The sequence below is a fragment of the Pseudomonas sp. rhizo66 genome (assembly GCF_031931925.1).
Taxonomy (GTDB): domain Bacteria; phylum Pseudomonadota; class Gammaproteobacteria; order Pseudomonadales; family Pseudomonadaceae; genus Aquipseudomonas.
In genome coordinates, this window is sequence record NZ_JAUJWZ010000004.1 from 283,696 (window position 1) to 308,733 (window position 25,038).

A 25,038-nucleotide genomic window follows, 5' to 3' on the forward strand; every position below is an offset into this window, starting at 1 on the left:
CTATATTCCTCTAAACACGCCGTTCCGACGGGCAGTCTTTTCATGCCAGCGGACAAAGCAGGCATAATACCGCGCCTTCGCCCGCGAAGCGCCTTTCCCACGCAGCCGGTCAGCCCCTTGAACGAACGCCCGATGTCCACCGCTTTACGCCCCTCGGCCTGCCCGGGGTTGCTGCGTATCGTCCAGGCACTGGACGGTGGCATATGCCGGATCAAGCTCAACGGCGGGTCGATCAGCGCCGATCAGGCCGACGCGGTGGCCGAAGCTGCCGAACAGTTCGGCGGGGCTATCGAGGCGACCAACCGCGCCAATCTGCAGATTCGCGGGATCGGCGAGCAATCTGCGGCACTGATCGAGCGCTTGCTTGCCGCCGGCCTTGGCCCGCGCACGGCGGCCGGTGACGATGTGCGCAACCTGATGCTCAGCCCTGCCGCCGGGATCGATCGGCAAATGCAGGTCGACACGCGCGGCCTCGCCGAGCAGATCCTCGACACCTTGCAAAGTCATCCACGGTTCCACGAGCTGAGTGCCAAGTTCGCCGTGCAACTGGATGGCGGTGAAGCGCTGGCGATGCTCGAACATCCCCACGATCTGTGGTTGTCGGCGTTCGAACGTGACGGTGAAACCTGGTTGGCATTCGGTCTGGCTGGATGCCCGACGGATCGCGCGCTCGGCGCCGTGGCGCTGGAACACGGCCATGCGTTGGTGGTGGCGGTGCTGGAGCTGTTTCTGGCATTGGCGCGTCCCGAGCAGACGCGCATGCGCCATTTGCTCGACGAGTTGCCGATGCCGGCGTTTCTTGAACAACTGAACACGCGTTTGCCGATCAAGCCGCTCAGCGATTGGCAGCGCACCGCCGGGGCGGACGATCTGCACATCGGCGTTCATCCGCAAAACAATGCGGGTCAGGTGTATATCGGTGCGGTGCCGGCGCTGGGGCGTCTCGATCCGGCGATGTTGCGCGGGGCTGCGCAACTGGCCCGCCAGTTCGGCAATGGCAGCCTGCGCTTCACACCTTGGCAAAGCCTGCTGGTGCCGGACGTCAAAGCAAGCGATGCGGCGCAAGTACTGGAAGGTCTTGAGCAACTGAACCTGTTGACCCGCGCTGCCGAACCCCTCTCACGCCTGATCGCTTGCAGCGGTGCCAGTGGCTGCGGTAAAGGCCTGGCCGACACCAAGCAGGACGCCCGCCATCTGGCGACGTTGCTGCCCTCGGCCCTCAACGTTCACCTCAGTGGCTGCCCGCGCTCGTGCGCCGCCGCCCACTGTGCCCCGGTGACGTTGCTGGCCGTCAATCCGGGTCATTACGACCTCTATTTTCGCGATGCGACGCTGCCGGGTTTCGGCGCGCTGCACGCCCGCAACCTTACTATTGAAGCGGCCGCGACCCTGCTCGCCGCCCGCGCTCGGAGCCCCATTGATGCTTGATTACATCCGCGACGGTCAGGAGATTTATCGCAACTCCTTCGCGATCATTCGCAGCGAGGCCAATCTGGCGCGCATCCCGGCCGATCTGGAAAAACTCGCGGTGCGGGTGATTCACGCCTGCGGCATGGTCGAGGCCGTCGATGGTCTGCAATTCTCCGAAGGCGCGGGCAAGGCCGGGCGCGATGCGCTGGCCGCCGGTGCACCGATTCTTTGCGATGCGCGAATGGTCTCCGAAGGCGTGACCCGTGCGCGCCTGCCGGCCAACAACGAAGTGATCTGCACTTTGCGCGACGAGAGCGTGCCGGAATTGGCCCGTGAGCTGGGCAATACCCGTTCCGCCGCTGCACTTGAGTTGTGGCGTCCGCACCTGGAAGGCAGCGTGGTGGTGATCGGCAACGCGCCGACCGCGCTGTTCTATCTGTTGGAAATGCTCGACGCCGGCGCACCGAAACCGGCGCTGATCCTCGGCTTCCCGGTCGGCTTCGTCGGCGCCGCCGAATCGAAAGCCGCACTGGCCGCCGACAGCCGTGGCGTGCCGTTCGTGATCATGCAGGGCCGCCTCGGTGGCAGCGCCATGGCCGCCGCCGCCGTCAATGCCCTCGCCACGGAGATCGAATGATGCAGGCCAAAGGACGTTTGCTTGGCCTGGGCGTCGGCCCGGGTGATCCGGAACTGATTACTGTCAAAGCCCTGCGCTTGCTGCGCGAATCGCCGGTGGTGGCGTACTTCGTCGCCAAAGGCAAAAAGGGCAACGCGTTCGGCATCATCGAGGCGCATCTGCAACAGGCGCAGAACCTGCTGCCGCTGGTCTATCCGGTGACCACCGAAGCGCTGCCGGCGCCGCTTTCCTATGAGCAGGTGATCAGCGATTTCTACGACGAAGCCGCCGAGACGCTCGCCGCTCATCTGGATGCCGGTCGCGATGTCGCGGTGATCTGTGAGGGCGATCCGTTCTTCTACGGTTCCTACATGTACCTGCACGATCGCCTCGCCAGCCGTTATGAAGCGCAAGTGGTGCCGGGCGTGTGCTCGATGCTGGGCGGCGCTTCGGTGCTCGGCGCGCCGCTGGTGTATCGCAATCAGAGTCTGTCGGTGCTCTCGGGCGTGTTGCCCCATGAAGAGTTGAAGCGGCGTCTGGCCGATGCCGACGCGGCGGTGATCATGAAGCTGGGGCGCAACTTCCCCAAAGTGCGTCAGGTGCTGGAAGAACTCGGTCTGGCGGAGCGGGCGCTGTATGTCGAGCGCGCAACCATGGCCAATCAGAAGATCGTGCCGATGGATCAGGTCGAGCCGATGTCGTCACCTTACTTCTCGCTGATCATCGTGCCGGGCGAACGGTGGCAAGGCTGATGACTCAATCCACGCCAGCCATTGTCATTCTCGGTCAGGGCAGCCTGGCCACCGCACGGCGCGTTCAGCAGGTCTATCCGGCAGCGCAAATTCACGGCCTCGCCGGGCGGGTCGAAGGCGCCGATTGCACCTATCAGGAATTCGGCGCGACCCTGCGCGCCTTGTATCAGCAGGACACGCCGATCATTGCCCTGTGCGCCGCCGGCATCGTCATTCGCACGCTGGCGCCGCTGTTGCTGGAAAAGGGCGCCGAACCGGCAGTGCTCGCCGTGGCCGAAGACGGCAGCGCTGTGGTGCCGCTGTTGGGTGGCCTTGGCGGGGTGAATGTCATGGCGCGGGAAATCGCTGCCGGGCTGCAAGTAGCAGCCGCGATCACCACCAGCGGCGAGTTGCGTTTTGGCACCTGCCTGCTCAACCCACCGAGCGGTTACGCGCTGGGCGATCTGGAACTGGGCAAGCGCTTCGTCTCCGACCTGTTGGCCGGTCACAGCGTGCGCATCGAAGGCGCGGCGCCGTGGCTGGATCAGGCGCAATTGCCTGAAGACCCGCAGGCGCAGCGCTCGATTCATGTCGGCAGTGCCGCGCGTGAGGCGAGTGCCAGTGAGTTGCTGATCTATCCACGCAGCGTGGCGGTGGCGGTGAGTGCCGACACAGCGGACCTGGCGAGTGCCGTTCGCAGCGCGTTGCAGCAGGCGCAAATCGCCGGACAATCGCTGGCCTGTCTGCTGGCCAGCGAGACGCAAATGGCTTCGCCACTTTTGCGTGAAGCGGCGCTTGAACTGGGTGTGCCGCTGCGTTTTGTCGCGGCGCAACGCGACCTCGAAACCCTGGCGCGTGTCGCAGTGCCTGCGGCGACGGTCGTGGCTGGCCACGGCGTGGCAATCGCGGTCGCCGAACAGCCGTTGGATGTTTCCAGCCTTGGCCGGCCACGTGGTCGTCTCGCGGTGATCGGCCTCGGCCCCGGCGCTGCCGAACTGATGGTGCCCGCGGTGAAGGCCGAACTGGCTCGCGCCACCGATGTGCTCGGTTACGAAACCTACGTACGCATGGCCGGGCCGTTTCGCGACGATCAAGTGCAGCACTGCACCGACAACCGCGAAGAGATGCAGCGCGCCCGTCACGCCTTCCGGCTGGCCGCTGAGGGGCGCTCGGTGATTGTCGTGTCCTCGGGTGATCCCGGTGTGTTCGCCATGGCGGCGGCAGTGCTCGAAGCCTTGCACGAGTCGACGGACCCGGCGTGGCACAGCGTTGATCTGGAGATTCTGCCGGGTGTTTCCGCTTCGCTGGCCACCGCCGCACAGGCCGGGGCGCCACTGGGCCATGACTTCTGCGTGATGTCGCTGTCGGACAACCTGAAACCCTGGTCGATCATCGAAAAACGTCTGGATCTGGCCGCTGAAGCGGATCTGGCCCTGGCCTTCTACAACCCGATCTCCCGTGCACGTCCGTGGCAACTGGGTCGGGCGCTGGAGATCGTCGCGCAGCATCGCACGCCTGAAACACCGGTGGTATTGGGCCGTGACATCGGCCGTCCGGGACAGACCCTGCGCACCACGACACTCGGCGCATTAACCCCCGAACAAGTGGATATGCGCACCATGGTGTTGATTGGATCGTCGACTACTTGCACGTTCCCGCGCGGCGACGGCGGTGTCTGGGTTTACACACCGCGTTGGTACGGTGAAAAGCCTGGGGCTTGAGAAAGTCATGTTGAGCGTTTAGCGAAGTTGTAAGCAACTTGGTTAGGCGTGATATCAGGTTAACGATTCGGATTGAATCATCGCGCTCGAACACGAGGCCGCCAATCTTCTGGATTGGCGGCCTCGTGCGTTTGTGCGCGGGTAAGAAAACAGGCAATTCATTGCCGCATGGTTCAAGTGCAAACCCCGAGTGTTATGGGGTGTTTCACTGGACATTGTTTGAGTTTGTTCGGATTTGAGTGTGCTGCTTCGGCTCAATAGTTTCGTGGCGAATGAAGCCGCTATTGAAGAAGTGCCACGATGAAAACCAATAAGCAGTATGAAATCCTTTCCGCCAAAGACTTCTCGCAACTTGAGCGGGCGCTGAGCGAGTTTGCCGACAGCGCTGAATACAAGGCGTTGCTATCGCACTATGAACTTGCCGGGCAAGTAATTGACGACCCGCAACGTCTGCTGTCGACCAAGCTGTTGCAGGAGGCGCTGGAGTCGTTGCTCCAACGCAAGGCTCAGCCCGTTTCCGAAGCCATCAGCCAGATCCGCTCGAATCTGGCCAAATCAGTCGCCAGGCTGGAGGACACGCACGCCATGCTCCATGGCGTGGCCAGACCCGTGGCGAAAATCATGCATTTCGTCTGGGTGGGCGGCAGTGAAGTCGGGGCCAATCAGCGCGACTATATGAACATCTGGCGCCAGGTGCTGGAGCCGCAGGGTTACCGCTTCAACCTCTGGTATGACAGCGATGCATTGCTCGCCTTTGAAATGAACCGGGTGATCCTCGACAGCGCCAGGGTGGATGCTCTGGAGTCGGGTGGTGACAAGGTCAGCAAGGCTTTCCAGTTGTCGCAGATGATCGAAGACCGTGCGCGGGTGTTGAAGCAGCAGATGTTTGCCCATCTGCAGCAAGCGCAGTGGCGGGGGCGAGCCGACGAAGCGCGTATCGACTTGATGGTGCGTGCCTACGGCAAGGATCGGGCAACGCTCGAAGCCTTTCGCCAACGCTGCCTGCAGACGCATCAGGCGATGGTCGCAACGGACCTGCAACTGCGCGATGTCAGCCACGAATTTGCCGGGCACTTTTTGCAGGATGTCTATCAGCGCGAGGTGGCCATGCGCGGCAACTTTGCGGCGGCAAGCGATGTCGTGCGCTTGCAGGCCGAATACCTGGAAGGTGGCCGTTACAGCGATATGGATTACTTGCCGCCACTGGCCGACACGCTGGCCGGCGTCGATATGCTCAGCGTCGGAGGAGAAGGCCGCATCGGCGTTTTGCAATTGCTGCTGAACCACAATGAAGCGTTGATGCCGGGGCGCGATCGCCAGCGTTATCTCGACCGCACTGACAAGATCCCTGCGCAACACCTCGAGGCATTGACGGCGTTTGCCCGCGAGCGACACCCGCTCAGTGAGATCTTTGTCGCACCGCAAGATCACGCGGTGCCGCAGGACGCGATGCGCTTGGGCACGGCCTATGGCCTGCCGGACTGGACGGAAATGAATGCGCACATTCTGGCCCATCCCGGCAGTGCCATGACCCTGGCGTACATGCAGATGATCCGCCTCAATTATGACTGCCTGCTGGAAGTGGAGCAGCGTGCGGCAGTCGCCGGCATCGACGCGACGGATCAGGCGCGGATGTTCGATGTGATCGAGAATGTGGTCAATGAAGCTCAGGCGCAGGGCAAACTGCCTGAAGCGCAGGGCGATGTGTTCCGCTCCAAACTGATCGACGCGATTTTTACCTATTACCGCGATGGCATTCGCCTCGAAGCGCGCGGCACCATCACCTTGACCGGTCCGGGGGCTGCGGCTGCCGCGCTGCTCAAATACATAGAGCAGCACTTGCAACCCGATCGGCATGTGCAGATCCGTGAACGCTTGAAGTTGCTTGAGGGCTACAACACCCACACCGAGGAAGAGCTGATCTCCGGCTGGACCGTCGACGGCAAGGCCGAGCAATGGTTGCTGGAAGAGCGGGAGAAGTGGCGAACCGGCAAGCTCAAATCGCGCTACGCCGGTCAGATGACGGACCTGCTGAAAGCGCACACGCTGACGTTCAAGCAGGGCTGGCCGGTTATTGAAGGCAAGCCGGTTTTGCTGACCGCGGTGTTGCAGCAACTGCTGGACGATCTGGGCGAGCCGTTCCGGCGTGCGATGCAGGAGAAGTTGAGCGGCGACATTACCTTCAATTCAGCGATTTTCATCGGCTTCGATAGCCGTGAGCAGATACGCGCGCAGACCGTCAGTGAAATTCCGCTTTCCCATGGCGCGGAGTCCACCCGCAATCTCAATGAGCTGTTCTCCCGCGTCGCCCATGGCTCGCTGGTCGTTGAGCAGCTCAGCCCGCTGCAACGCGTCATTCTCGGCGGAATGTTGGGGGCAAACAGTCTCGATGCCGCCGGGTTTGCCCCGGTCTGGCAGAGCGTTATGGACATCGCCCGGGAAACCGCTGAGGGCGGCTTGTTCGCCCGTTACCACGCGCTTGAAAAGGCCCTGATTCAGCAGGCATCGGCGACCTTCGAGGCCGGGCTGGCCGGCGCGAGCATCCAGGGTACGCACACTTCGCGCGAGCTCAAGGCGTTGGCGATGAGCGAACCGCTGACGCTGAAACAGTGGGGCGCGCGCATCGGCCAGATCAATCACACGGCGCAGCGTGAATACCACAGGCAGATTTTCAAGCGTGGTGGCCAGGTGCGGGAGGTGTTCCTGCAGTCCGGCGCCGTGTCCGTCAGGCAGCTGCCGCAGGATTTGTTGAGGCGCAGCACAGGCGACCCGGGACGCCGTTGCTATCCGTTGGCGTTGTTGATCGGCGCTGCTGTGGCGTCCGGCGCGTCGGCCGAGCGTGCACTGATCGGACGTGTGGCCAATGCCAGCCTGAGTCCCGGAGACGTTGATTCGCGGGCATTGCTCAGCGCGCTGGATGAGCTGCGCGAGGTGCCCGCGCGTGCCATCGGACAAACTCGCGGCCAGCACAGCCTCGACAGCGTGATACAGACCCTGGAGGCGAAAACCACCCCCGGCGTCCTGTTGCTCGATACGGGCAATCACGCTTTGCTGGTTGCCAAAGTGCAGGTGGATGAGCAAACGGTCTATCGCTTTTATGATCCCAATTTTGCGATTTATGGATTTGCCGCAAGCGCAGAAATGAAGCAGGGCGTGGCGCGTTATTTAAGTGACGACGGCAACACGCTGGCGAGGTTGTATGGCCTGACCGATATCGACACCGCGCAGTTCGATGTGATCGAGCTGGACACCGTTGCGCTCGCCGAGCGGACATTGTCTTCCGGGTTGCGCGTCGAGAGCTTTTTGCAAACTGCAGGCATCGCCGAGCATCAGGCGGCTTCAGTGTGGGCAAAGCAAGCCGTGGCACGCACACGCTCACTCAGTGAAAACGCGCGCCTGGGGGCGAGCCTTGCGCAGTTGGACGCGCGTTACTGGGCGCAGGAATTTGCTCAGGCAACCCGACAACTCCGTGCTGAGCAGACGCTGGGGCACAACTATCTGCCGCTGCTGGAGACACTCAAGGCAAACCCGGACACGGGTTATTCGCTGACGCTGGTGGATGCGCAGAATCCGTCCAGATCGCTGACGGTCAACACCGTCGATGCACGGTTTGAGCGGTTTAAAAAACACCTTCAGCGTTTGCTCACCACGGTGGCGGGCAAGCCGACTGCCGCGGTCGAGGCCGACGGCGGCAGTCGTCTGAGTTTCGCTTTCGCGATCCAGACGCTGGTGACTGAAATGCGCCAGCGCGACTATCAGACTGCCGGCGAGCAAGTGCCAACCTTGTCGATAGCCCTGCAAGTGCAGGTCTATATCAGTTACGCACAGTTGGGTTTTGGCGTGCTGAGCGACACGGCGCAGACGGTTCAGCTGGTGCGTCAGGTGGTGGCCAGCGAACGGGCCTTGGCCCTAAGGCGGTCGTCGTTGCCGGGGCGGCTGTTGGGGCGAGCTGTCACGGGCGGCGGTTTGGTTTTTTCCCTCGCCAACATCGGCTTCGACCTGCATAACCTGTCGGTGGCCGAGAACCATGAGCAGCGCTCACGCTTCTCCACCTCACTGGCGTTCAACGTTGCGGCATTGGGGCTGGATGTGGTCGCGTTGGCCGCCGGCGGGGTGGTGGGCGCGGGGGCGGCCGTTCTGTCGGTGCCGCTGCTGGGTGTCGGCATCGGGGTGACGGCGATTGCCAGCAACCTGGGGCAGATCAGGGACAAGGCCACGGCGGTGGGCAATCATTTGCGGGCGATCCGCCTTGCATACCGGCGCGGTGCCTACACCTTGAAGGACGGCGTGCTGCAATTTCCCGCAGAGGCGGTCATCGTCAGTCTGAACCTGCAAACCAATGAAGTGCGTTTCGACAGCCAGAAGTTTTACCCGTGGACGGGCGGGCCACTGGAACTGCCGCAGTACAACGATGACCCGAAGGCTATTCACCTGTCCCTCGATATCCGCCAGGCACTTGGGCTGCCCGAGGTCGTTTATCTTGAACGCGACGAAACCGAGGCGCTGGAGACGCTGGTGCTGCCGTGCACGCCGATCTGCCATTACGGTTACGAGTATCAGATGAAGGGGCTGGGCGGATACACCTACGAACCCCTTCCCGGCGAGGTCGGGGACGCTGGCGATATCCCCGCTGAAACCCGCTACCCGCAAGTGACGGAGCGCATGGCGGACGCTCTGGAGTATGACCAACACGGAAACCGACGCTTCTATCTCACCACCAATCCGTCGCTGCCGCACATTCTGTACAAGCTGCATCCGGTCTATCAACCGACAGGCATCAGCGTGGTGCTGGACAGTCAGGTACGCCAGTTGGTGGTGCCGACCCTGGAAGCGCTGGTGCACAACAGGATTTCCTACGCAATCAGCGCCCCCGAAGGGCAATACCGGATCAGGCTTGCACCCGGCATCGTCTCGGTCAGATTTCATGGCCCTGCCAAGTGGCGGGTGCAGGCGACCTGGGCTCGCCTGGAGCAGGTCACAATAGTCGCCCCGGATCGAGAAAATGATGACGAAGGCCAACTGATGGTCGACGGTGTGGTGCTGTCGGTTTTCGACGGCTGGATTGAACTGGCCGAGGGCCTGTTCCGGGTCGACTGGTGGGAACGCTGCCTGCGTTTGCAGTCCGTTACCCTCGATGATCAAAACCGCCTGCCGCAAGTACTGGCGCTGCTGCGCCAGCACGCCCGCGAAGGCCGACTGGTCGCAAACGCGGTGCCGCTGTACAAATTCCGAGTGGCGGCCGCGCCGACGGTGCTGACCACTGCCTGGTATGACGCGACCAGCGATCGTCTGTTGTACGCGCGCAATCTGCCGGGCGCGGTGAACGAGGGGCTGGTATTGGCTGGCGCCAGTTCCCGCCATGCCTGGTTCTACCATCCGCAACGGGCGACGGTCTGGCGTGTCGACGCGATCACCGGCACCGTCGTGCATCGCTACCGCTTGATGAATCCCGCGAGCGGGTCGCACATCGTGGGTTGTGTCCAGGACGCCGATGGCAGCCTGCGAATATTGCAACGCCTGCAGATCGACGCCCGGATAACTGAAACCGAAACCACACTGGAGTATCGCGTCAGCGATTCGGCCGTGGTGCTGACGGGCATCAAGTCATCGTTTATCGAGGAACCCACCGCGCGCCCCGGGCAGGGCGATTTGCATCACTTCACGCGCTTCGGCGCGTACAACGATGAAACCCCTGGCATGGCCAATGCCCTCAGTTCCTGGGCGTATGCGCCGTTCGTTTACGCACGCACCTACTACTTTGAAGGGCTGCGCCGGCGTGCCTGGATCAACAAGCGCACGGGCCGCTATTTTTCGGCGGGGCTGGGCAGTGAGGCGGACATGGTCATGTTGATGCCGGCCGATCCCGAGGGCGATGCGCTGCTTTTTTATAGCAAGCAAGCGCAGACCATCAGCCGAGGTGTCGAGCCGACGGTCGGGCAGTTCATCAACCGGGTCATCGAGCGCGATGTGGTCGACGTCACCCAATCGCTCGGCCGCTACTTGGCCACCAAGACCGATGGCCGCCTCTTCGAGGTCGACATCCGCCTCAACGATGAACAGTGGAGGGATGGAATTCCCACTGCGAGCATTTTGAAATTTGCCGGCCTCGGCCCGCGATGGCTGCAGCTCAATCCTGACTGGCTGGATGCCTTGCCTGCGCTGGCAAAAACGTACAAGTCCGAACCTTTTCCGCTCATCGGATTGGGCGATGGCGCAGGTCATGCGTTTCTTGTGGCGTGGTGCATCGATGAGCAATTCGTCGTGTCTGACATCGGCCCGGAAGTGCAGTTGACGCCGTTGGGACTGACGCCGGACAAACAGGCCGCATGGTTGCTGGATGGCTCGTCCGGAGGACTCTATCGCCAGCCGACTATTGCGATCGAGACATTGCGTGGCGCATTTGCTGCGGGACCGCAGCGTGCGAGTCCCGAGCAACTGCCCAAGGCAGCAAAGGTCTGGTCGCAGTGGTCGTTTGCCAACGTGTTGACGCATGGGCAAGGACTGCTCGGGCAAACCCGCGACGGGGTCAATGTCGAGCTGCACGATCAGCAGCCTGCGCGGATCATCAGCGTGGAAAATCGCTGGTCGCACGCGCAGGATCAGACGGCTGAGCAGTGGCGTTCGCGCTTGAAGGCTTTGCTCGCGGGGCAGGTTCACGCGCAGGTCCTGCCGGTCGAACATACCGGCACGCGCTACACGTATTACCTGCCGGCGACGGATCGCTTGTTTGAGGTCACCGGCCGCCACGCGGGACAGTGGCCGGCGTTTCTTGGCTCGCGCCAAAACACCGCAGCGCTGCTGTTCGACCCGGTTGACGGACTTGTCTTCAGCGCAGGCCCCGGCGATTCTGATCGTGTCTGGATTCCGGGCTGCCACGCCCAGCGTGAAGGCGCGGTGTTGTCCCTGTCCTTGAGCGATGACGTGACCGATGTCAGCGCATTGTTACCCGATGGCATCGACACGCTGATTCTGGCCTTCGGTTCCCGGGAAACCGGGTATCGGATTACTGACGAAACCTGGCAGCGTCTGGACTGCATCGTGGTCGATACGCGGGTGGCAGCGAGCGATGAAGATTGGGACACCAACCTGCTGCTCCTCGACATGTCCGACTGCGCGCACCTCTTGATGTCGCGGGTTGAAGGGCACCTGGTGTTTGCCGACCCGGACAGTGCGCGCACTCTGATTGTGCGCAATGTCGAACCCCGGGACGGTGAGGAAAGCGCGCCAATGGAAATAACGGTCAGGCTCGATGAGCGGGTCCACTGCACGTTCACCCTCGCCGATTGGTTGCAGCGTTTTGCGCAGGTGCAGGGCGCTAACGCCGTGTTCAGTCTGAACGAGCTGATCGAGGCTGCGCTTTGAACCAGAAACCGATGTAGAAGCAAAAAGGGCCGTGAAAAATGAATTCACGGCCCTTGGCAAAGCGGTATGCGGCTTCATCGGTGCGCTGGCTCAGGGCACCAGATAGCCTTTGACCCCGGTAAAGATGATCTGCGCCGCCAGGGCACAGACAAACAATCCCATCAGACGGCTGACGATCTGCAACCCCTGATCCCCCAGAATCCGCTCGATACGATTGGACAGGTACAGCACCACGCCGACGGTAAAACTGGCCAGGGCAATACTCATGATCGCGGTGAGCTTGTCGTCCCAGTGCGGCTGGCTGACGCCCATCACCAGCAAGGCACCGATGGTGCCCGGGCCGACGGTCAGGGGGATGGTCAGCGGCACGATGGTGACGTCCTGCTGCACATTGTCGGCCTGTACCGCCGGTTTGCCCTGCGCCATGCCCAGCGCCGAAATGAACAATACGCTGCCGGCGCCGATGCGGAATGCATCCACGGTGATGCCGAACACGTCGAAAATCACCCGCCCGAACAGATACAGCAAGACGCTGGAGACCAGCGTCGCCACCGCAACTTTCCAGGCCAGACGCCGTTGCTCCTTGCGCGAATAACCGCGGGTCAGGCTGATAAAGCAGGACAGCACGAAGAAGGGGCTGTAGAGCACCAGCATCTTCAGGTAAACGCTGAACAACACATGGAGCATGGTGCAAGCTCACTGGCGAGGGAAGTCGTGGGGGAGTCTATCAGGCGCTACGGGGTCTGTCGGCTCAAGAGGTCGGCGTCGCCGTCCGGTTCTGCTGATCACGCTCGGCCACCCAGTGTTCGATCAACTCGCGCAATTGCGACAGCTCCACCGGTTTGGACATGTGCCCGTCCATCCCGGCCTGACGCGCGCGCTCCTTGTGTTCGGCGAGAATGTGCGCCGTCAACGCGACGATCGGCGTGCGAATGCGTTGGTTGCTGACTTCCCAGGCGCGCAATTGCTGGGTCGCCGAGAAGCCATCAAGGATCGGCATTTCGCAGTCCATCAACACCAGGTCGTAACGCTGCGCTTTCATCGCTTGCAGGGCTTCTTCGCCGTTGGCGGCGGTGTCCGGTTGCAGGTTGAGCTTGCCGAGCATGCCGCGAATCACTTTGGTCGAAATCGTGTTGTCTTCGGCGACGAGGATGCGGAAATCGCTCGGCACCTTCGCCGCCGTGGCCGGGGTGAGTACTTGCGGCTGGAACACCACCTGACCTTTGTTGCGCTGGTTGAGTTCGTCCGCCAGGGTGGTCTTGAGCGTGTAGCCGGCCACCGGTTTGGCCAGAATGCGTTTGATCCCCGAATTACGCGCAATGATCTTGCTCGGCGCATTGCTGATGCCGGTGAGCATGATCAACAGGATGTCGTGGTTGAGGCTCGGGTCTTCCTTGATCTTGGCGGCGAGCTGCATACCGGTCATGCCGGGCATGTTCTGATCGAGCAGCACCACATCAAAGTAATCACGCAGGTGTGCCTTGGTCCGCAGGAGTGCCAGAGCCTCCTTGCCTGACGGCACCGCGCTGACATTCAGCCCCCACGCACTGCACTGCTGGACCAGCACTTTACGACAGGTGTCGTTATCGTCGACCACCAGCACCCGCGCCCCCTGCAGCGGACTGTCGAGATCGGAAGTCGGGTGTTCGAGGCGGTCGGGGTCCAGTGGCAAGGTCAACCACAAGGTGCTGCCCTGATTGGCGCCGCTCTTGATACCGAATTCGCCGTGCATCAAGCGGATCAGTTGGCGGGCGATGACCAGACCGAGGTTACCGCCCAACCGGTTGGCCGAGAGGAAGTGCTTGCTGTGCAGCTCGGCGTGCATCAGCGCGTCGCGCTCTTCCTGCTCCATCGGTTCACCGCTGTCCTGCACGGCAATGCGCAGACGCGGTTTGCTGCTGCGTTCGTCGAGTGCAACGACGATCAGCACTTCCCCTTCATCGGTTTTCTTCAGGGCGTTTTCCAGCAGGCTCAGCAGCGTCTGGCGCAGGCGGGTCGGGTCACCGCTGATCACTCGCGGTACTTGCGGCTGGATGAAGCTGATCAGTTCGACGTTCTGTTGTTCGGCCTTGGCGCGATAGATACTCAGGCAGTCGTCGATCAAGGCATTGAGGTCGAACTGCACATCATCCAGTTCGATCTGCCCGGACTCGAGCTTGGAGATGTCGAGAATCTCGTTGATCAGTGTCAGCAGTTCGTTACCGGCGCTGTGGATGGTCTGTACGTAATCACGTTGCTTGACCGACAACGGCGTGCCCAGCAGCAGCTCGGTCATGCCCAGCACGCCGTTCATCGGTGTGCGGATTTCGTGGCTGATCTTGGCGAGGAACTCGGCTTTGGCGTTGATCTCGGCATTGCTCGCGGCGAGATCGCGGCTGACGCTGAAACGGCTTTCGGTGATGCTGCGCTGCCGCTCACCGAGGGCGATGCTCATCAGCAGACCGCTGATGCAGATGAATGCCATCAAGGTCATGATCAGACCTTGCGGCGACACCAGTGTCAGCCCCAGCAACGCGGGAAGAATGATCAAGGTGCCGATGTTGAACACCACCATTGCGGCGACGAACAGGCGTGCCGGGCGGTAACCCTTCTGCCAGTGATAGAACCCAACAAACAACATGCTCAGGCCAGCCAGGGCCACCAGGGCATAGGTGATGATGTTCAGCGGCAGGGTGTTGACGAACAGCAACAACAGGCTGCAGGTCACGATAAACAAAATGTCGCCAATCAACAGTTTGTTCAGCGGGTGCGGGCCGAGCGGGGCGAAGAAGCGATAGGCAAACATCAGCCCGGCCGGGGCCGTCAGCAGCAGCGCCAGATAGGCGCCCGGCGTCTGCACGGCATGCCAGTTCGGCAGCCACGGGCCGGCGAGGTTGAGCAGCAGTAACAGACTGAGGCCCAGAAGGCCCTCGCAGACCGCCAGCCACAGGCTGCTGCGCGAGCGGGAGTAGGCGTAGCGCACAAGGTTGTGCAGCAGCAGCATGCCAAGACAGCCGAACAGCAAGCCGAAGATCAGCGTCTGATTGTGGTTGGCTGCGCTCATCACCGCCGATTGCAGGGTGACGTGCGGGCGCAACTGGTGGTCGGAGACCAGGCGCAGATAGACATCGAGGGGTTTGTCGCTCTGCGGCAACGGCAACATGAAGTCGCTGCTCGGCAACGGCCGTTCGGCCTGCGGCTGGTCGGTGCCGGTGTTGCGTTGCTCGATCAGCTTGTCGCCGTCGAGCACGTAGAGATTGAGCTGTGACAGGTCGGGGGCAAAGATGCGCAGCACTTGTTCGTGCTTGCCCGGCGCCAGTTTGAAGCGCAGCCACAGGGCGCCATCGGGTTCTGACGCGGTGAGGCGGTCAAGGTCGATGGGGCTGAATTGATTGGTGTAGCGAGCGGAGCGGATATCGCTCAGTTGCAGATTGCCCTGATCGTCAAGCAATACCGACCAGCCACTGCCTTGCGCGGCCTGAGCCGGGAGCATGCAGAGCAAGGTCAGCAACGTGACGGTGAAGCTTATGGCAATCCTGAGCCAGCGCACGGCGAAATCCCTTCGTAGGTTGATGCCAGAATATAACGATGCGCGGCGGCGGAACAGTCCGGCGAGGAACGGTATCCCTCGCCGGACTTGATGAACAGCTTATTCCTGGGTTTCGCCACGTTCACGGGCAATGGCGCGGTAGCCAATGTCCTTGCGGTAGAAGCAGCCTTCCCAGTCGATGGCCGCCGCCAGCTTGTAAGCTTGCTGCTGAGCTTCACCGACGCTAGCGCCCATTGCGGTGGCGCACAGTACGCGACCGCCGGCGGTGACGACGTTGCCATCCTTCAATGCGGTACCGGCGTGGAAGACTTTGCCTTCCAGGCTGGCGGCAGCATCCAGACCGTTGATCGCCGCGCCCTTGGCGTAGTCGCCCGGGTAGCCGCCTGCGGCCAACACGATGCCGACGCTCGGGCGTGGATCCCACTGTGCTTCAACCTTGTCCAGTGCTTGCGCCAGAGCGGCTTCAACCAACAGCACCAGGCTCGACTGCAGACGCAGCATCACCGGTTGGGTTTCCGGATCGCCGAAGCGGCAGTTGAACTCGATCACCTTCGGGTTACCAGCCTTGTCGATCATCAGGCCGGCGTAGAGGAAACCGGTGTAGACGTTGCCTTCTTCAGCCATGCCGCGCACGGTCGGCCAGATCACCAGATCCATCACGCGCTTGTGCACGTCGGCGGTCACTACCGGGGCAGGGGAGTAGGCACCCATGCCACCCGTGTTCGGGCCGCTGTCGCCGTCGCCAACACGTTTGTGGTCCTGGCTGGTGGCCATCGGCAGGACGTTTTTGCCATCGACCATGACGATGAACGAGGCTTCTTCGCCGTCGAGGAATTCTTCGATCACCACGCGCGAACCAGCATCGCCGAACGCATTGCCGGCGAGCATATCGCGCACGGCGTCTTCGGCTTCGGCCAGGGTCATGGCAACGATCACGCCTTTACCTGCGGCCAGGCCGTCGGCCTTGATCACGATCGGCGCGCCTTTTTCACGCAGATACGCCAGGGCCGGCTCGATCTCGGTGAAGTTCTGGTAGTCGGCGGTCGGGATCTTGTGGCGCGCGAGGAAATCCTTGGTGAAGGCTTTCGAACCTTCCAGCTGCGCGGCACCGGCGGTCGGACCGAAGCAGTCCAGGCCACGGGAGCGGAACAGATCAACGACGCCAGCAACCAGCGGCACTTCCGGGCCGACGATGGTCAGGGAAACGTTTTTCTCGGCGAAGTCAGCCAGTTGCTCAAGGGCCAGCACGTCGATGGCGACGTTCTCGCACTTGGCTTCAATTGCCGTACCAGCGTTGCCCGGCGCGACGAACACCTTCTGCACGCGCGGATCCTGAGCCACTTTCCAGGCCAGGGCGTGTTCACGGCCACCGCTGCCAATGATCAAAACATTCATTTCAAAAACCTCAAAATTCTGTCAGGCGCTGCTGTAGCGCTTTATGTGGGAGCGAGCCTGCTCGCGAAAGCGGTGTGTCAGTCAACGTCAACGTCGCTGGCAGATTGCATTCGCGAGCAGGCTCGCTCCCACATTTGAATCGGTGTATCAGTGACGGAAGTGGCGCATGCCCGTAAAGACCATGGCGATGCCAGCCTCATCGGCTGCAGCAATCACTTCAGCGTCACGCATCGAGCCGCCCGGCTGGATCACTGCAGTGATGCCGACCTTGGCCGCGTTGTCCAGACCGTCGCGGAACGGGAAGAACGCGTCCGAGGCCATCACCGAACCCGCTACTTGCAGACCGGCGTGTTCAGCCTTGATTGCAGCGATACGTGCCGAGTTTACGCGGCTCATCTGACCTGCGCCGACACCGATGGTCTGACGGTTCTTGGCGTAGACGATGGCGTTGGATTTAACGTACTTGGCGACTTTCCAGGCGAAGATCAGGTCATGGATTTCCTGTTCGGTCGGAGCGCGTTTGGTCACGACTTTCAGGTCATCGGCGCTGATCATGCCGATGTCGCGGCTCTGTACCAGCAGGCCACCGTTGACGCGCTTGTAGTCCCACGCGGCTGCGCGGTCTGCCGACCACTCGCCGCAGGCCAGCAGGCGCACGTTGGCTTTGGCTGCAACGATGGCGCGGGCTTCTTCGCTGACGCTTGGGGCGATGATCACTTCAACGAACTGACGGTCGACGATCGCCTTGGCGGTCTCGGCATCCAGTTCACGGTTGAACGCGATGATGCCGCCGAAAGCCGATTCGGTGTCAGTTGCGTAAGCCAGTTCGTAAGCCTGACGGATGCCGCCTTCGGCGTCCGGGCTGACCGCCACGCCGCACGGGTTGGCGTGCTTGACGATCACGCAGGCTGGCTTGACGAAACTCTTCACGCATTCCAGCGCGGCGTCGGTGTCGGCCACGTTGTTGTACGACAGCTCCTTGCCTTGCAGTTGGGTCGCGGTGGCGATACCGACTTCGGCAGGTTTGGCCTCAACGTAGAACGCCGCGCTCTGGTGCGGGTTCTCGCCGTAGCGCATTTCCTGGGCCTTGATGAACTGGCTGTTGAAGGTGCGCGGGAATTCGCTACGACCTTCGGTGCTCAGGGTTTCAGCGGCCTGGTTAACGGTGCCCATATAGTTGGCGATCATGCCGTCGTAGGCTGCGGTATGTTCAAAGGCCTTGAGCATCAGGTCGAAACGCTGAGCGTAAGTCAGGCCACCGGCCTTCAGGCCTTCGAGCACACTGGCGTAATCGCTGGCATTCACCACGATCGCAACGTCTTTATGGTTTTTCGCTGCCGAACGGACCATGGTCGGGCCGCCGATGTCGATGTTCTCGATGGCGGTCGGCAGGTCGCAGCCTGGCTTGTTGATGGTGGCTTCGAACGGGTACAGGTTGACCGCAACCAGGTCGATCGGCTTGATGCCGTGCTCGCTCATGATTGCGTCGTCGATACCGCGACGACCGAGGATGCCACCGTGGATTTTCGGGTGCAGGGTTTTCACCCGACCGTCCATCATCTCGGCGAAACCGGTGTAATCCGCGACTTCCACTGCGGCAACACCGTTGTCCTGCAGCAGCTTGAACGTCCCGCCGGTGGAGAGGATCTCGACGCCCAGGGCTTCGAGCTCCTTGGCGAATTCGAGGATCCCGGTCTTGTCGGAAACGCTGATCAAGGCGCGGCGGATCGGCAGGCGGGTAGTCTGGTCGGTCATCTCAATTTCCATCAAAAGCAAAGGAAGTCAGCAAAAAAGGCGACCGTTTTTTACGCGGGCGCCTTTCTGGTTTGATTGAATGCTTACAGCAGATCGTACTGCTTGAGTTTCTTGCGCAGCGTGCCGCGGTTAAGTCCCAGCAGTTCACTGGCCTTGGTCTGGTTGCCCTTGACGTAGTTCATCACGCTTTCGAGCAGGGGAGCCTCGACTTCGGAGAGCACCAGGTTGTACACATCCGTGACGGACGCGCCCTCAAGGTGGGCGAAATAATTGTGCAGCGCCTTCTCGACACTCCCGCGAAGGGTCTGACCTTCTTCGCTCGGGGTATTGAGGTGCTGTTTCAAATTCACGTTGTCGCTCACGGGTGCTGTTCCACTCACTAAAGTCTCGGTCATCATCGTCATGCGGCCACCCCTTCTTCGTCCCCTGTCAGGCTCTTGTAACGCTCGGCGAAGAACTCCCGAACGTTGGCGCATTGTGTTTCCGTACCATCCAAACGATTGAAGTGGGCGCGAAACTCCCTGGCGCCCGGCAAGGTTGCGAGATACCAGCCCACATGCTTGCGCGCAATGCGCACGCCCATCACATCCCCATAGAAAGCGTGAAGGGCGGCCAGATGCTCCAGCAGAATGTGTTCCACTTCGTTCAGCTCTGGTGCCGGCAATTTCTCGCCGGTACGCAGGAAGTGTTCGATCTCGCGAAAAATCCATGGCCGCCCTTGGGCGGCGCGGCCTATCAACAGGCCATCGGCACCGGTCGCGTCGAGCACGTAACGGGCCTTTTCCGGCGAATCGATATCGCCATTGGCAAACACCGGCATCGACACCGCCTGCTTGATCGCGGCAATCGTGTCGTATTCGGCTTCACCGGTGTACAGATCGGCGCGCGTGCGGCCATGCACGGCCAGCGCGGTGATCCCGGCCTGTTCGGCGATCTTCGCCACGGTCAGGCCGTTCTTGTTGTCGCGATCCCATCCGGTGCGGATCTTCAAGGTGACCGGCACATCAATCGCAGCCACAACGGCCTGCAGGATCTCGGTTACCAGTGCTTCGTCCTTCAACAACGCGGAACCGGCGGCCTTGTTGCAGACCTTCTTTGCCGGACAACCCATGTTGATATCAATAATCTGTGCGCCCAGTTCGACGTTGGCCCGTGCCGCGTCCGCCAGCATCTGCGCGTCACCACCGGCGATCTGCACCGAGCGTGGCTCGGGATCGCCTTCGTGGATCATGCGCATGCGCGACTTGCGGGTGTTCCACAGGCTCATGTCACTGGTGACCATTTCCGAGACTACAAGCCCTGCGCCCAAACGCTTGCACAGCTGACGAAAGGGCTGGTCGGTGACCCCCGCCATCGGGGCGAGAATCAAACCGTTCTGCAATGTGTATGGGCCGATGCGTACCGCCGACATAGGACTTCCCTGAGGTGGGGCCGGATCATGAGAGTTCGAAAAAGGGTTGGCATGATACCCGCTCTCGATGACTGGATAAAGGCTGAATTGAACAAAATCTGAACAGTTATTCTGTTATCGCCACGGGTTTGGTTGTGCGTGGCAAAGTCAGAAAACCGCCGTCAATTGCAAATCGGCGCGGGGATCACTCGGGGGAGTGGAAGCTCAGGCTGTAATTCACCGCTTTCGGGCCTGGATCGAGGATATCCAGCGCAATGTGGATCGGCGTTTGCGGCGGCATTTCCGCCAGGCCTTCGAGATCCCCTCTAAGGTATTCGCCGGGTTTGAAGCGACGACTGGCGATCAGGTGACCGTTGAGGTCGGCAAAGCGCAGTTCCAGTAATGGAAAGGGCTGAGAAAACGTCGCGCGGTTATAAATGATCGCGTCGACCACCAGTGCACCGTTGAACTCCGGGTGGCTACGCACCACCAGGTTGCTGCTCTTGATCCGGGCGATGTCGACCTTGGACGGCACCGTGCAGCCGACCTGCGGGCAGATTTGCTGGAACCACGGACGGTATTGATCCTGGCGGGCCAGTTCATCGAAATGATAGGCGATGTACTGCGCAGCCAGTCCGCCTGCCGCCAGCAGCACCAACAGTAGCCAGAGCATGCGGCGACCCCACGGCGAGCGGCGTTTCTGCCAGTCCAGTTGCAGCGGGTCGTCGGTCAGGTCTTGCAGGACTTCAGCGCGTACACCGGGTTCGGCACGCTCGCGTTTTTTGCGCAGCGGCTCGATCGATGGCAAGTCGTCCTCATCGACTTCGTCGCTGGTCGACAAGCGTTCGCGGCGGGCATTCGGGTCGATCGGGTCGTGCAGGCGCAGATGCGGAATCGCTGGCTCGTCATCCAGATCCACCGGTTCCAGCGACAGCGAGGGTTCGGTGCGCTCGGATTTGACCGGCTCAATCTCGTCAATCGATGGCTCGTCTTCCGGCTCAGGCATCCGCTCATCGGCGGGTTCGCTGAACAGGCTGCCTGGCCATGCCGCGTCATCCGGCTCCGGGCTGTCGCGACGGGCGCTCAGTGAGTCTTCGCGCGCCCGGCCGAGCTCGGTGGCTGGTTGTATTTCCCGTTGTTCGAGGCGAGCGAGTTCCTCGTCCAGATCAAGGCTGTCGAGATCAAGTTCCGAAGCGCTCCATTGCTTTTGGCTGATGGCGCGCGGTGCGGGTTGCTCGACGATGGGCGGTGGCTCGACAGCGAGCGGTTTTTCCTCGGGCAACGCGACGATCGACGGCGCAACCGGCGTCACCGCGTTCTTGCCCGCGTGTTGTTCCAGCAGCTGTTTGGCGGCGTTGAACACTTGCAGGCAGGAGCCGCAGCGAACCACCCCGCGGGCCACGCTCAATTGAGCATGGCTGACGCGGAAACTGGTTTGGCAATGCGGGCACTGGGTGACGAAACTGTCGGTCATGCGGCGATCCGGATTATGCAGGCGGACATATTAGCGCCGACGGCCGGTGATGCGCACCCAGCCATCGCGATTGGCGATCGGGTCGAGATCGAAGTCCTGTGCATAAGCGGCAGCGACTTCATCACCTTGTTCAGCGAGGATGCCCGACAGGGCCAGACGACCGCCGGATTTGACCAGGCCAGACAGTTGTGGCGCCAGCGAAACCAGCGGCCCGGCGAGAATGTTGGCGACCAGCACATCGGCTTGAACCTGCGGCAGATCTTCCGGCAGGTACAGCGGGAACAGTTCGTCAGCAATGTTGTTGCGCCCGGCGTTGTCGCGCGAGGCTTCCAGCGCCTGCACGTCGATGTCGGTACCGACGGCTTCTTTCGCGCCGAGCAGCAGGGCGGCGATCGCCAGAATCCCCGAGCCGCAACCGAAATCGAGCACGTTACAGTCTTTGAGGTCCTGACCGTCCAGCCATTCCAGGCACAGCGCGGTGGTCGGGTGGGTGCCAGTGCCGAATGCCAGGCCCGGATCGAGCAGCAGGTTGACGGCGTCAGGCTCGGGCGCGGCGTGCCAGCTCGGCACGATCCACAGGCGCTGGCCGAAACGCATCGGCTGGAAACCGTCCATCCAGCTGCGTTCCCAGTCCTGGTCTTCAATGACTTCGCTGTGGTGTTCGGGCAGCGGGCTGCCGGTCAGCAGTTCCAGATGGGCGAGAACCGGTGCCGGCTCGGTGCCGCCCTCGAACAGCGCGAGCAGGTGGGTGTGCGCCCACAACGGGGTGGTGTTGAGTTCCGGCTCGAAGATCGGCTGATCTTCGGCGTCCATGAAGGTCACCGACACGGCGCCGACCTCAAGGAAAGCGTCTTCGTAGGTTTCGGCTTGTTCCGGGCTGATGGCGAGACGTACTTGCAGCCAAGGCATGGCGGGCACCTTTGAAAAAATATTGATTGCAGCCTAGCGGCCGGCGAGAAGCGCGCAAGTTTACGCGAGCGCGCGGCAGAACACGACCATGGTTGAAGATCAAAAGATCGCAGCCTGCGGCAGCTCCTGCAGGGGAATGCATTCGAAATGTAGGAGCTGCCGCAGGCTGCGATCTTTTGACTTTGCTGCAGAAACAACAAAGCCGCCCGAAGGCGGCTTTGTCTGGTGCGGGCTGAAGCTTAGTGCTTCTCGCCAGCCAGCTTGTGCTCGAGGTAGTGAATGTTCACGCCCCCTTTGCAGAAGCCTTCGTCACGAACCAGATCACGGTGCAGCGGGATGTTGGTCTTGATCCCGTCAACCACGATTTCGTCCAGGGCATTGCGCATGCGTGCCATGGCTTCGTCGCGGGTCGCGCCGTAAGTGATCAGCTTGCCGATCAGCGAGTCGTAGTTCGGCGGAACGGCATAACCGCTGTACAGGTGCGAATCGACGCGAACGCCGTTGCCGCCTGGAGCGTGGAAATGCTTGACCGTACCCGGGCTCGGCATGAAGGTTTTCGGGTCTTCAGCGTTGATCCGGCATTCCAGCGAGTGGCCACGAATAACCACGTCATCCTGGGTAAACGACAGCTTGTTGCCAGCGGCGATGCTGAGCATCTCCTTGACGATGTCGATACCGGTGACCATTTCCGAAACCGGGTGCTCCACCTGAACACGGGTGTTCATTTCGATGAAGTAGAAACGACCGTTCTCGTACAGGAACTCGAAAGTACCCGCACCGCGGTAACCGATGTCGATGCACGCCTTGACGCAGCGAGCCAGTACTTCCTGGCGCGCCTGCTCGTCGATGCCCGGTGCCGGCGCTTCTTCGAGAACCTTCTGGTGACGACGTTGCAGCGAGCAATCGCGGTCGCCCAGATGGATGGCGTGACCCTGGCCGTCGGAGAGCACTTGCACTTCGACGTGGCGCGGGTTGGTCAGGAATTTTTCCAGATAGACCATCGGGTTACCGAACGCCGCACCTGCTTCGGAGCGGGTCAGTTTCGCCGAGGCGATCAGGTCTTCTTCCTTGTGCACCACGCGCATGCCGCGACCACCGCCGCCGCCAGCGGCTTTGATGATCACCGGGTAGCCGACTTCACGACCAATGCGCAGCGCCGTTTCTTCGTCTTCCGGCAGTGGGCCGTCAGAGCCTGGAACGGTTGGCACGCCTGCTTCGATCATCGCGTGCTTGGCCGAGACCTTGTCGCCCATCAGGCGAATGGTGTCGGCTTTCGGGCCGATGAAGGCGAAGCCGGAGTTCTCGACCTGCTCGGCAAAATCGGCGTTTTCCGCGAGGAAGCCGTAGCCTGGGTGAATGGCGGTGGCGCCAGTCACTTCAGCGGCAGCGATGATGGCCGGGATGTGCAGGTAGGACTGAGCGGCAGACGCCGGACCAATGCAGACGGATTCGTCTGCCAGACCCAGGTGCATCAGCTCTTTGTCGGCCTTGGAGTAAACGGCGACGGTCTTGATGCCCATCTCTTTGCAGGCACGCAGAATCCGCAGGGCGATCTCACCGCGGTTAGCGATCAGAACTTTTTCCAACTTCGCAGTCATCAAAGGCTCTCCGCAGTTCAAACGATGGTGAACAGCGGTTGGTCGTACTCAACCGGCTGGCCGTCTTCGACGAGGATGGACTCGATCACACCGCTGGTTTCAGCTTCGATGTGGTTCATCATCTTCATGGCTTCGACGATGCACAGAGTGTCGCCTTTCTTCACGGTCTGGCCGACTTCAACGAAGGACGGCGAGGTTGGCGAAGATTTGCGGTAGAAGGTGCCGACCATCGGCGAACGGGCAACAGTGCCGTTCAGCGCTGGCGCAGCAGCGGCAGCCGGGGCTGCGGCAGCAACCGGAGCAGCAGCGGCGGCAGGTGCAGCGGCCGGTGCTTGCATCGGAGCCGGCGCGTAGTACTGCTGAGCCGGGGTCTTGCTGTGACGGCTGATGCGTACGGACTCTTCGCCTTCCTTGATCTCGAGCTCGTCGATGCCGGACTCTTCCAGCAATTCGATCAGTTTCTTAACTTTACGGATATCCATGAATCATCAACTCCCAAGGGTCGGTCAGGGGCGTTTAACGCTTGTAGTTCAAGCCGTTGCCTGTGTTTCAAGCTGTTCTAGCGCAGCCTCCAGGGCCAGTCGGTAACCGCTGGCGCCAAGGCCGCAGATCACTCCCACCGCTACGTCGGAGAAGTAAGAGTGATGGCGGAAAGGTTCGCGTTTGTGCACGTTGGACAAATGCACTTCGATGAATGGGATGCTCACTCCCAGCAACGCGTCACGTAATGCGACACTTGTGTGCGTAAAAGCTGCTGGATTGATCAGAATGAAATCGACACCTTCGCCGCGCGCGGCGTGGATGCGGTCGATCAATTCGTACTCGGCATTGCTTTGCAGATACAGCAGATGATGGCCGGCTTCACGGGCGCGACGCTCCAGATCCTGATTGATCTGCGCCAGGGTCGTTGAACCGTAAGTGCCGGGTTCGCGGGTGCCGAGCAGGTTCAGGTTGGGGCCGTGCAGCACCAGTAGGGTCGCCATCTGCGTAGTCCTTGTTATGAATGAGCAGTCGTCAGAACCCGGCGACTATGCCGCAAAGACTTTGTGACTGTCCAGTTCTATGCAATAGCCAGCACGATGGCCGATGTTTGCGCGAAATATGTGACCAAGTGTCCTAATCCGGTCACTTGTGGTGAACCCCCTGTA

General features: G+C 61.5%; 16 protein-coding genes. 5 read left to right on the forward strand and 11 right to left on the reverse strand.

The genetic code is table 11. The annotated features are described in order from the left end of the window. The first annotated feature begins 132 nt into the window (after window positions 1-132). The 5 genes from cobG (at window position 133) to QZR14_RS07120 (ending at window position 11,840) form a co-directional block, all read left to right on the forward strand. A complete protein-coding gene (gene cobG / locus QZR14_RS07100) occupies window positions 133-1,428 on the forward strand; it encodes a precorrin-3B synthase (RefSeq protein ID WP_311996221.1) in 1,296 nt (431 codons plus the stop codon). Then, window positions 1,421-2,047 (forward strand): precorrin-8X methylmutase, encoded by a 627-nt coding sequence (locus tag QZR14_RS07105; protein ID WP_007914573.1) that lies wholly within the window; start codon window positions 1,421-1,423, stop codon window positions 2,045-2,047. The genes cobG and QZR14_RS07105 overlap by 8 nt, the downstream gene beginning before the upstream one ends. After that, window positions 2,044-2,778, forward strand: a complete 735-nt coding sequence (locus QZR14_RS07110; RefSeq protein WP_407082799.1) for a precorrin-2 C(20)-methyltransferase — start codon at window positions 2,044-2,046, stop codon at window positions 2,776-2,778. The genes QZR14_RS07105 and QZR14_RS07110 overlap by 4 nt, the downstream gene beginning before the upstream one ends. Next, entirely contained in the window at window positions 2,778-4,478 is a 1,701-nt protein-coding gene (cobJ, locus tag QZR14_RS07115) for a precorrin-3B C(17)-methyltransferase (RefSeq protein WP_311996222.1), read from the forward strand. The genes QZR14_RS07110 and cobJ overlap by 1 nt, the downstream gene beginning before the upstream one ends. Before the next feature lie 300 nt (window positions 4,479-4,778). Next, entirely contained in the window at window positions 4,779-11,840 is a 7,062-nt protein-coding gene (locus QZR14_RS07120; protein WP_311996223.1) for a TcdA/TcdB pore-forming domain-containing protein, read from the forward strand. A gap of 90 nt (window positions 11,841-11,930) precedes the next feature. On the opposite strand, the gene QZR14_RS07125 is transcribed toward QZR14_RS07120, so the two are convergent. The 11 genes from QZR14_RS07125 to aroQ form a co-directional block, all read right to left on the reverse strand. Beyond that, entirely contained in the window at window positions 11,931-12,527 is a 597-nt protein-coding gene (locus tag QZR14_RS07125) for a MarC family protein (protein ID WP_025111770.1), read from the reverse strand. A 64-nt stretch (window positions 12,528-12,591) separates the two neighbouring features. After that, window positions 12,592-15,369: a hybrid sensor histidine kinase/response regulator gene (locus QZR14_RS07130; RefSeq protein ID WP_250602998.1), complete on the reverse strand. Its 2,778-nt coding sequence runs from the start codon at window positions 15,367-15,369 to the stop codon at window positions 12,592-12,594. Window positions 15,370-15,468: 99 nt separating this feature from the next. Next, a complete protein-coding gene (purD, locus tag QZR14_RS07135) occupies window positions 15,469-16,764 on the reverse strand; it encodes a phosphoribosylamine--glycine ligase (RefSeq protein ID WP_122599660.1) in 1,296 nt (431 codons plus the stop codon). 147 nt (window positions 16,765-16,911) lie between these two features. Continuing rightward, the gene (gene purH / locus QZR14_RS07140) at window positions 16,912-18,519 is read right to left on the reverse strand and encodes a bifunctional phosphoribosylaminoimidazolecarboxamide formyltransferase/IMP cyclohydrolase (protein WP_250602999.1); all 1,608 of its coding nucleotides are present in this window, start codon (window positions 18,517-18,519) and stop codon (window positions 16,912-16,914) included. Between the two features lie 83 nt (window positions 18,520-18,602). Further along, the gene (gene fis / locus QZR14_RS07145; RefSeq protein WP_003221275.1) at window positions 18,603-18,923 is read right to left on the reverse strand and encodes a DNA-binding transcriptional regulator Fis; all 321 of its coding nucleotides are present in this window, start codon (window positions 18,921-18,923) and stop codon (window positions 18,603-18,605) included. After that, window positions 18,920-19,930, reverse strand: a complete 1,011-nt coding sequence (gene dusB / locus QZR14_RS07150) for a tRNA dihydrouridine synthase DusB (RefSeq protein ID WP_311996224.1) — start codon at window positions 19,928-19,930, stop codon at window positions 18,920-18,922. The genes fis and dusB overlap by 4 nt, the downstream gene beginning before the upstream one ends. A 184-nt stretch (window positions 19,931-20,114) precedes the next feature. Then, complete coding sequence (locus QZR14_RS07155) at window positions 20,115-21,383, reverse strand: DUF3426 domain-containing protein (RefSeq protein WP_311996225.1); 1,269 nt, start codon at window positions 21,381-21,383, stop codon at window positions 20,115-20,117. A 30-nt stretch (window positions 21,384-21,413) separates the two neighbouring features. After that, window positions 21,414-22,292, reverse strand: a complete 879-nt coding sequence (prmA, locus tag QZR14_RS07160; RefSeq protein WP_016984923.1) for a 50S ribosomal protein L11 methyltransferase — start codon at window positions 22,290-22,292, stop codon at window positions 21,414-21,416. Between the two features lie 239 nt (window positions 22,293-22,531). Further along, the gene (gene accC / locus QZR14_RS07165; protein ID WP_100846379.1) at window positions 22,532-23,890 is read right to left on the reverse strand and encodes an acetyl-CoA carboxylase biotin carboxylase subunit; all 1,359 of its coding nucleotides are present in this window, start codon (window positions 23,888-23,890) and stop codon (window positions 22,532-22,534) included. Window positions 23,891-23,907: 17 nt separating this feature from the next. Continuing rightward, window positions 23,908-24,372, reverse strand: coding sequence for an acetyl-CoA carboxylase biotin carboxyl carrier protein (gene accB / locus QZR14_RS07170; RefSeq protein ID WP_103306135.1), 465 nt, complete (start codon window positions 24,370-24,372; stop codon window positions 23,908-23,910). Window positions 24,373-24,420: 48 nt separating this feature from the next. After that, window positions 24,421-24,873, reverse strand: a complete 453-nt coding sequence (gene aroQ / locus QZR14_RS07175) for a type II 3-dehydroquinate dehydratase (RefSeq protein WP_093430249.1) — start codon at window positions 24,871-24,873, stop codon at window positions 24,421-24,423. Window positions 24,874-25,038: the final 165 nt, after the last annotated feature.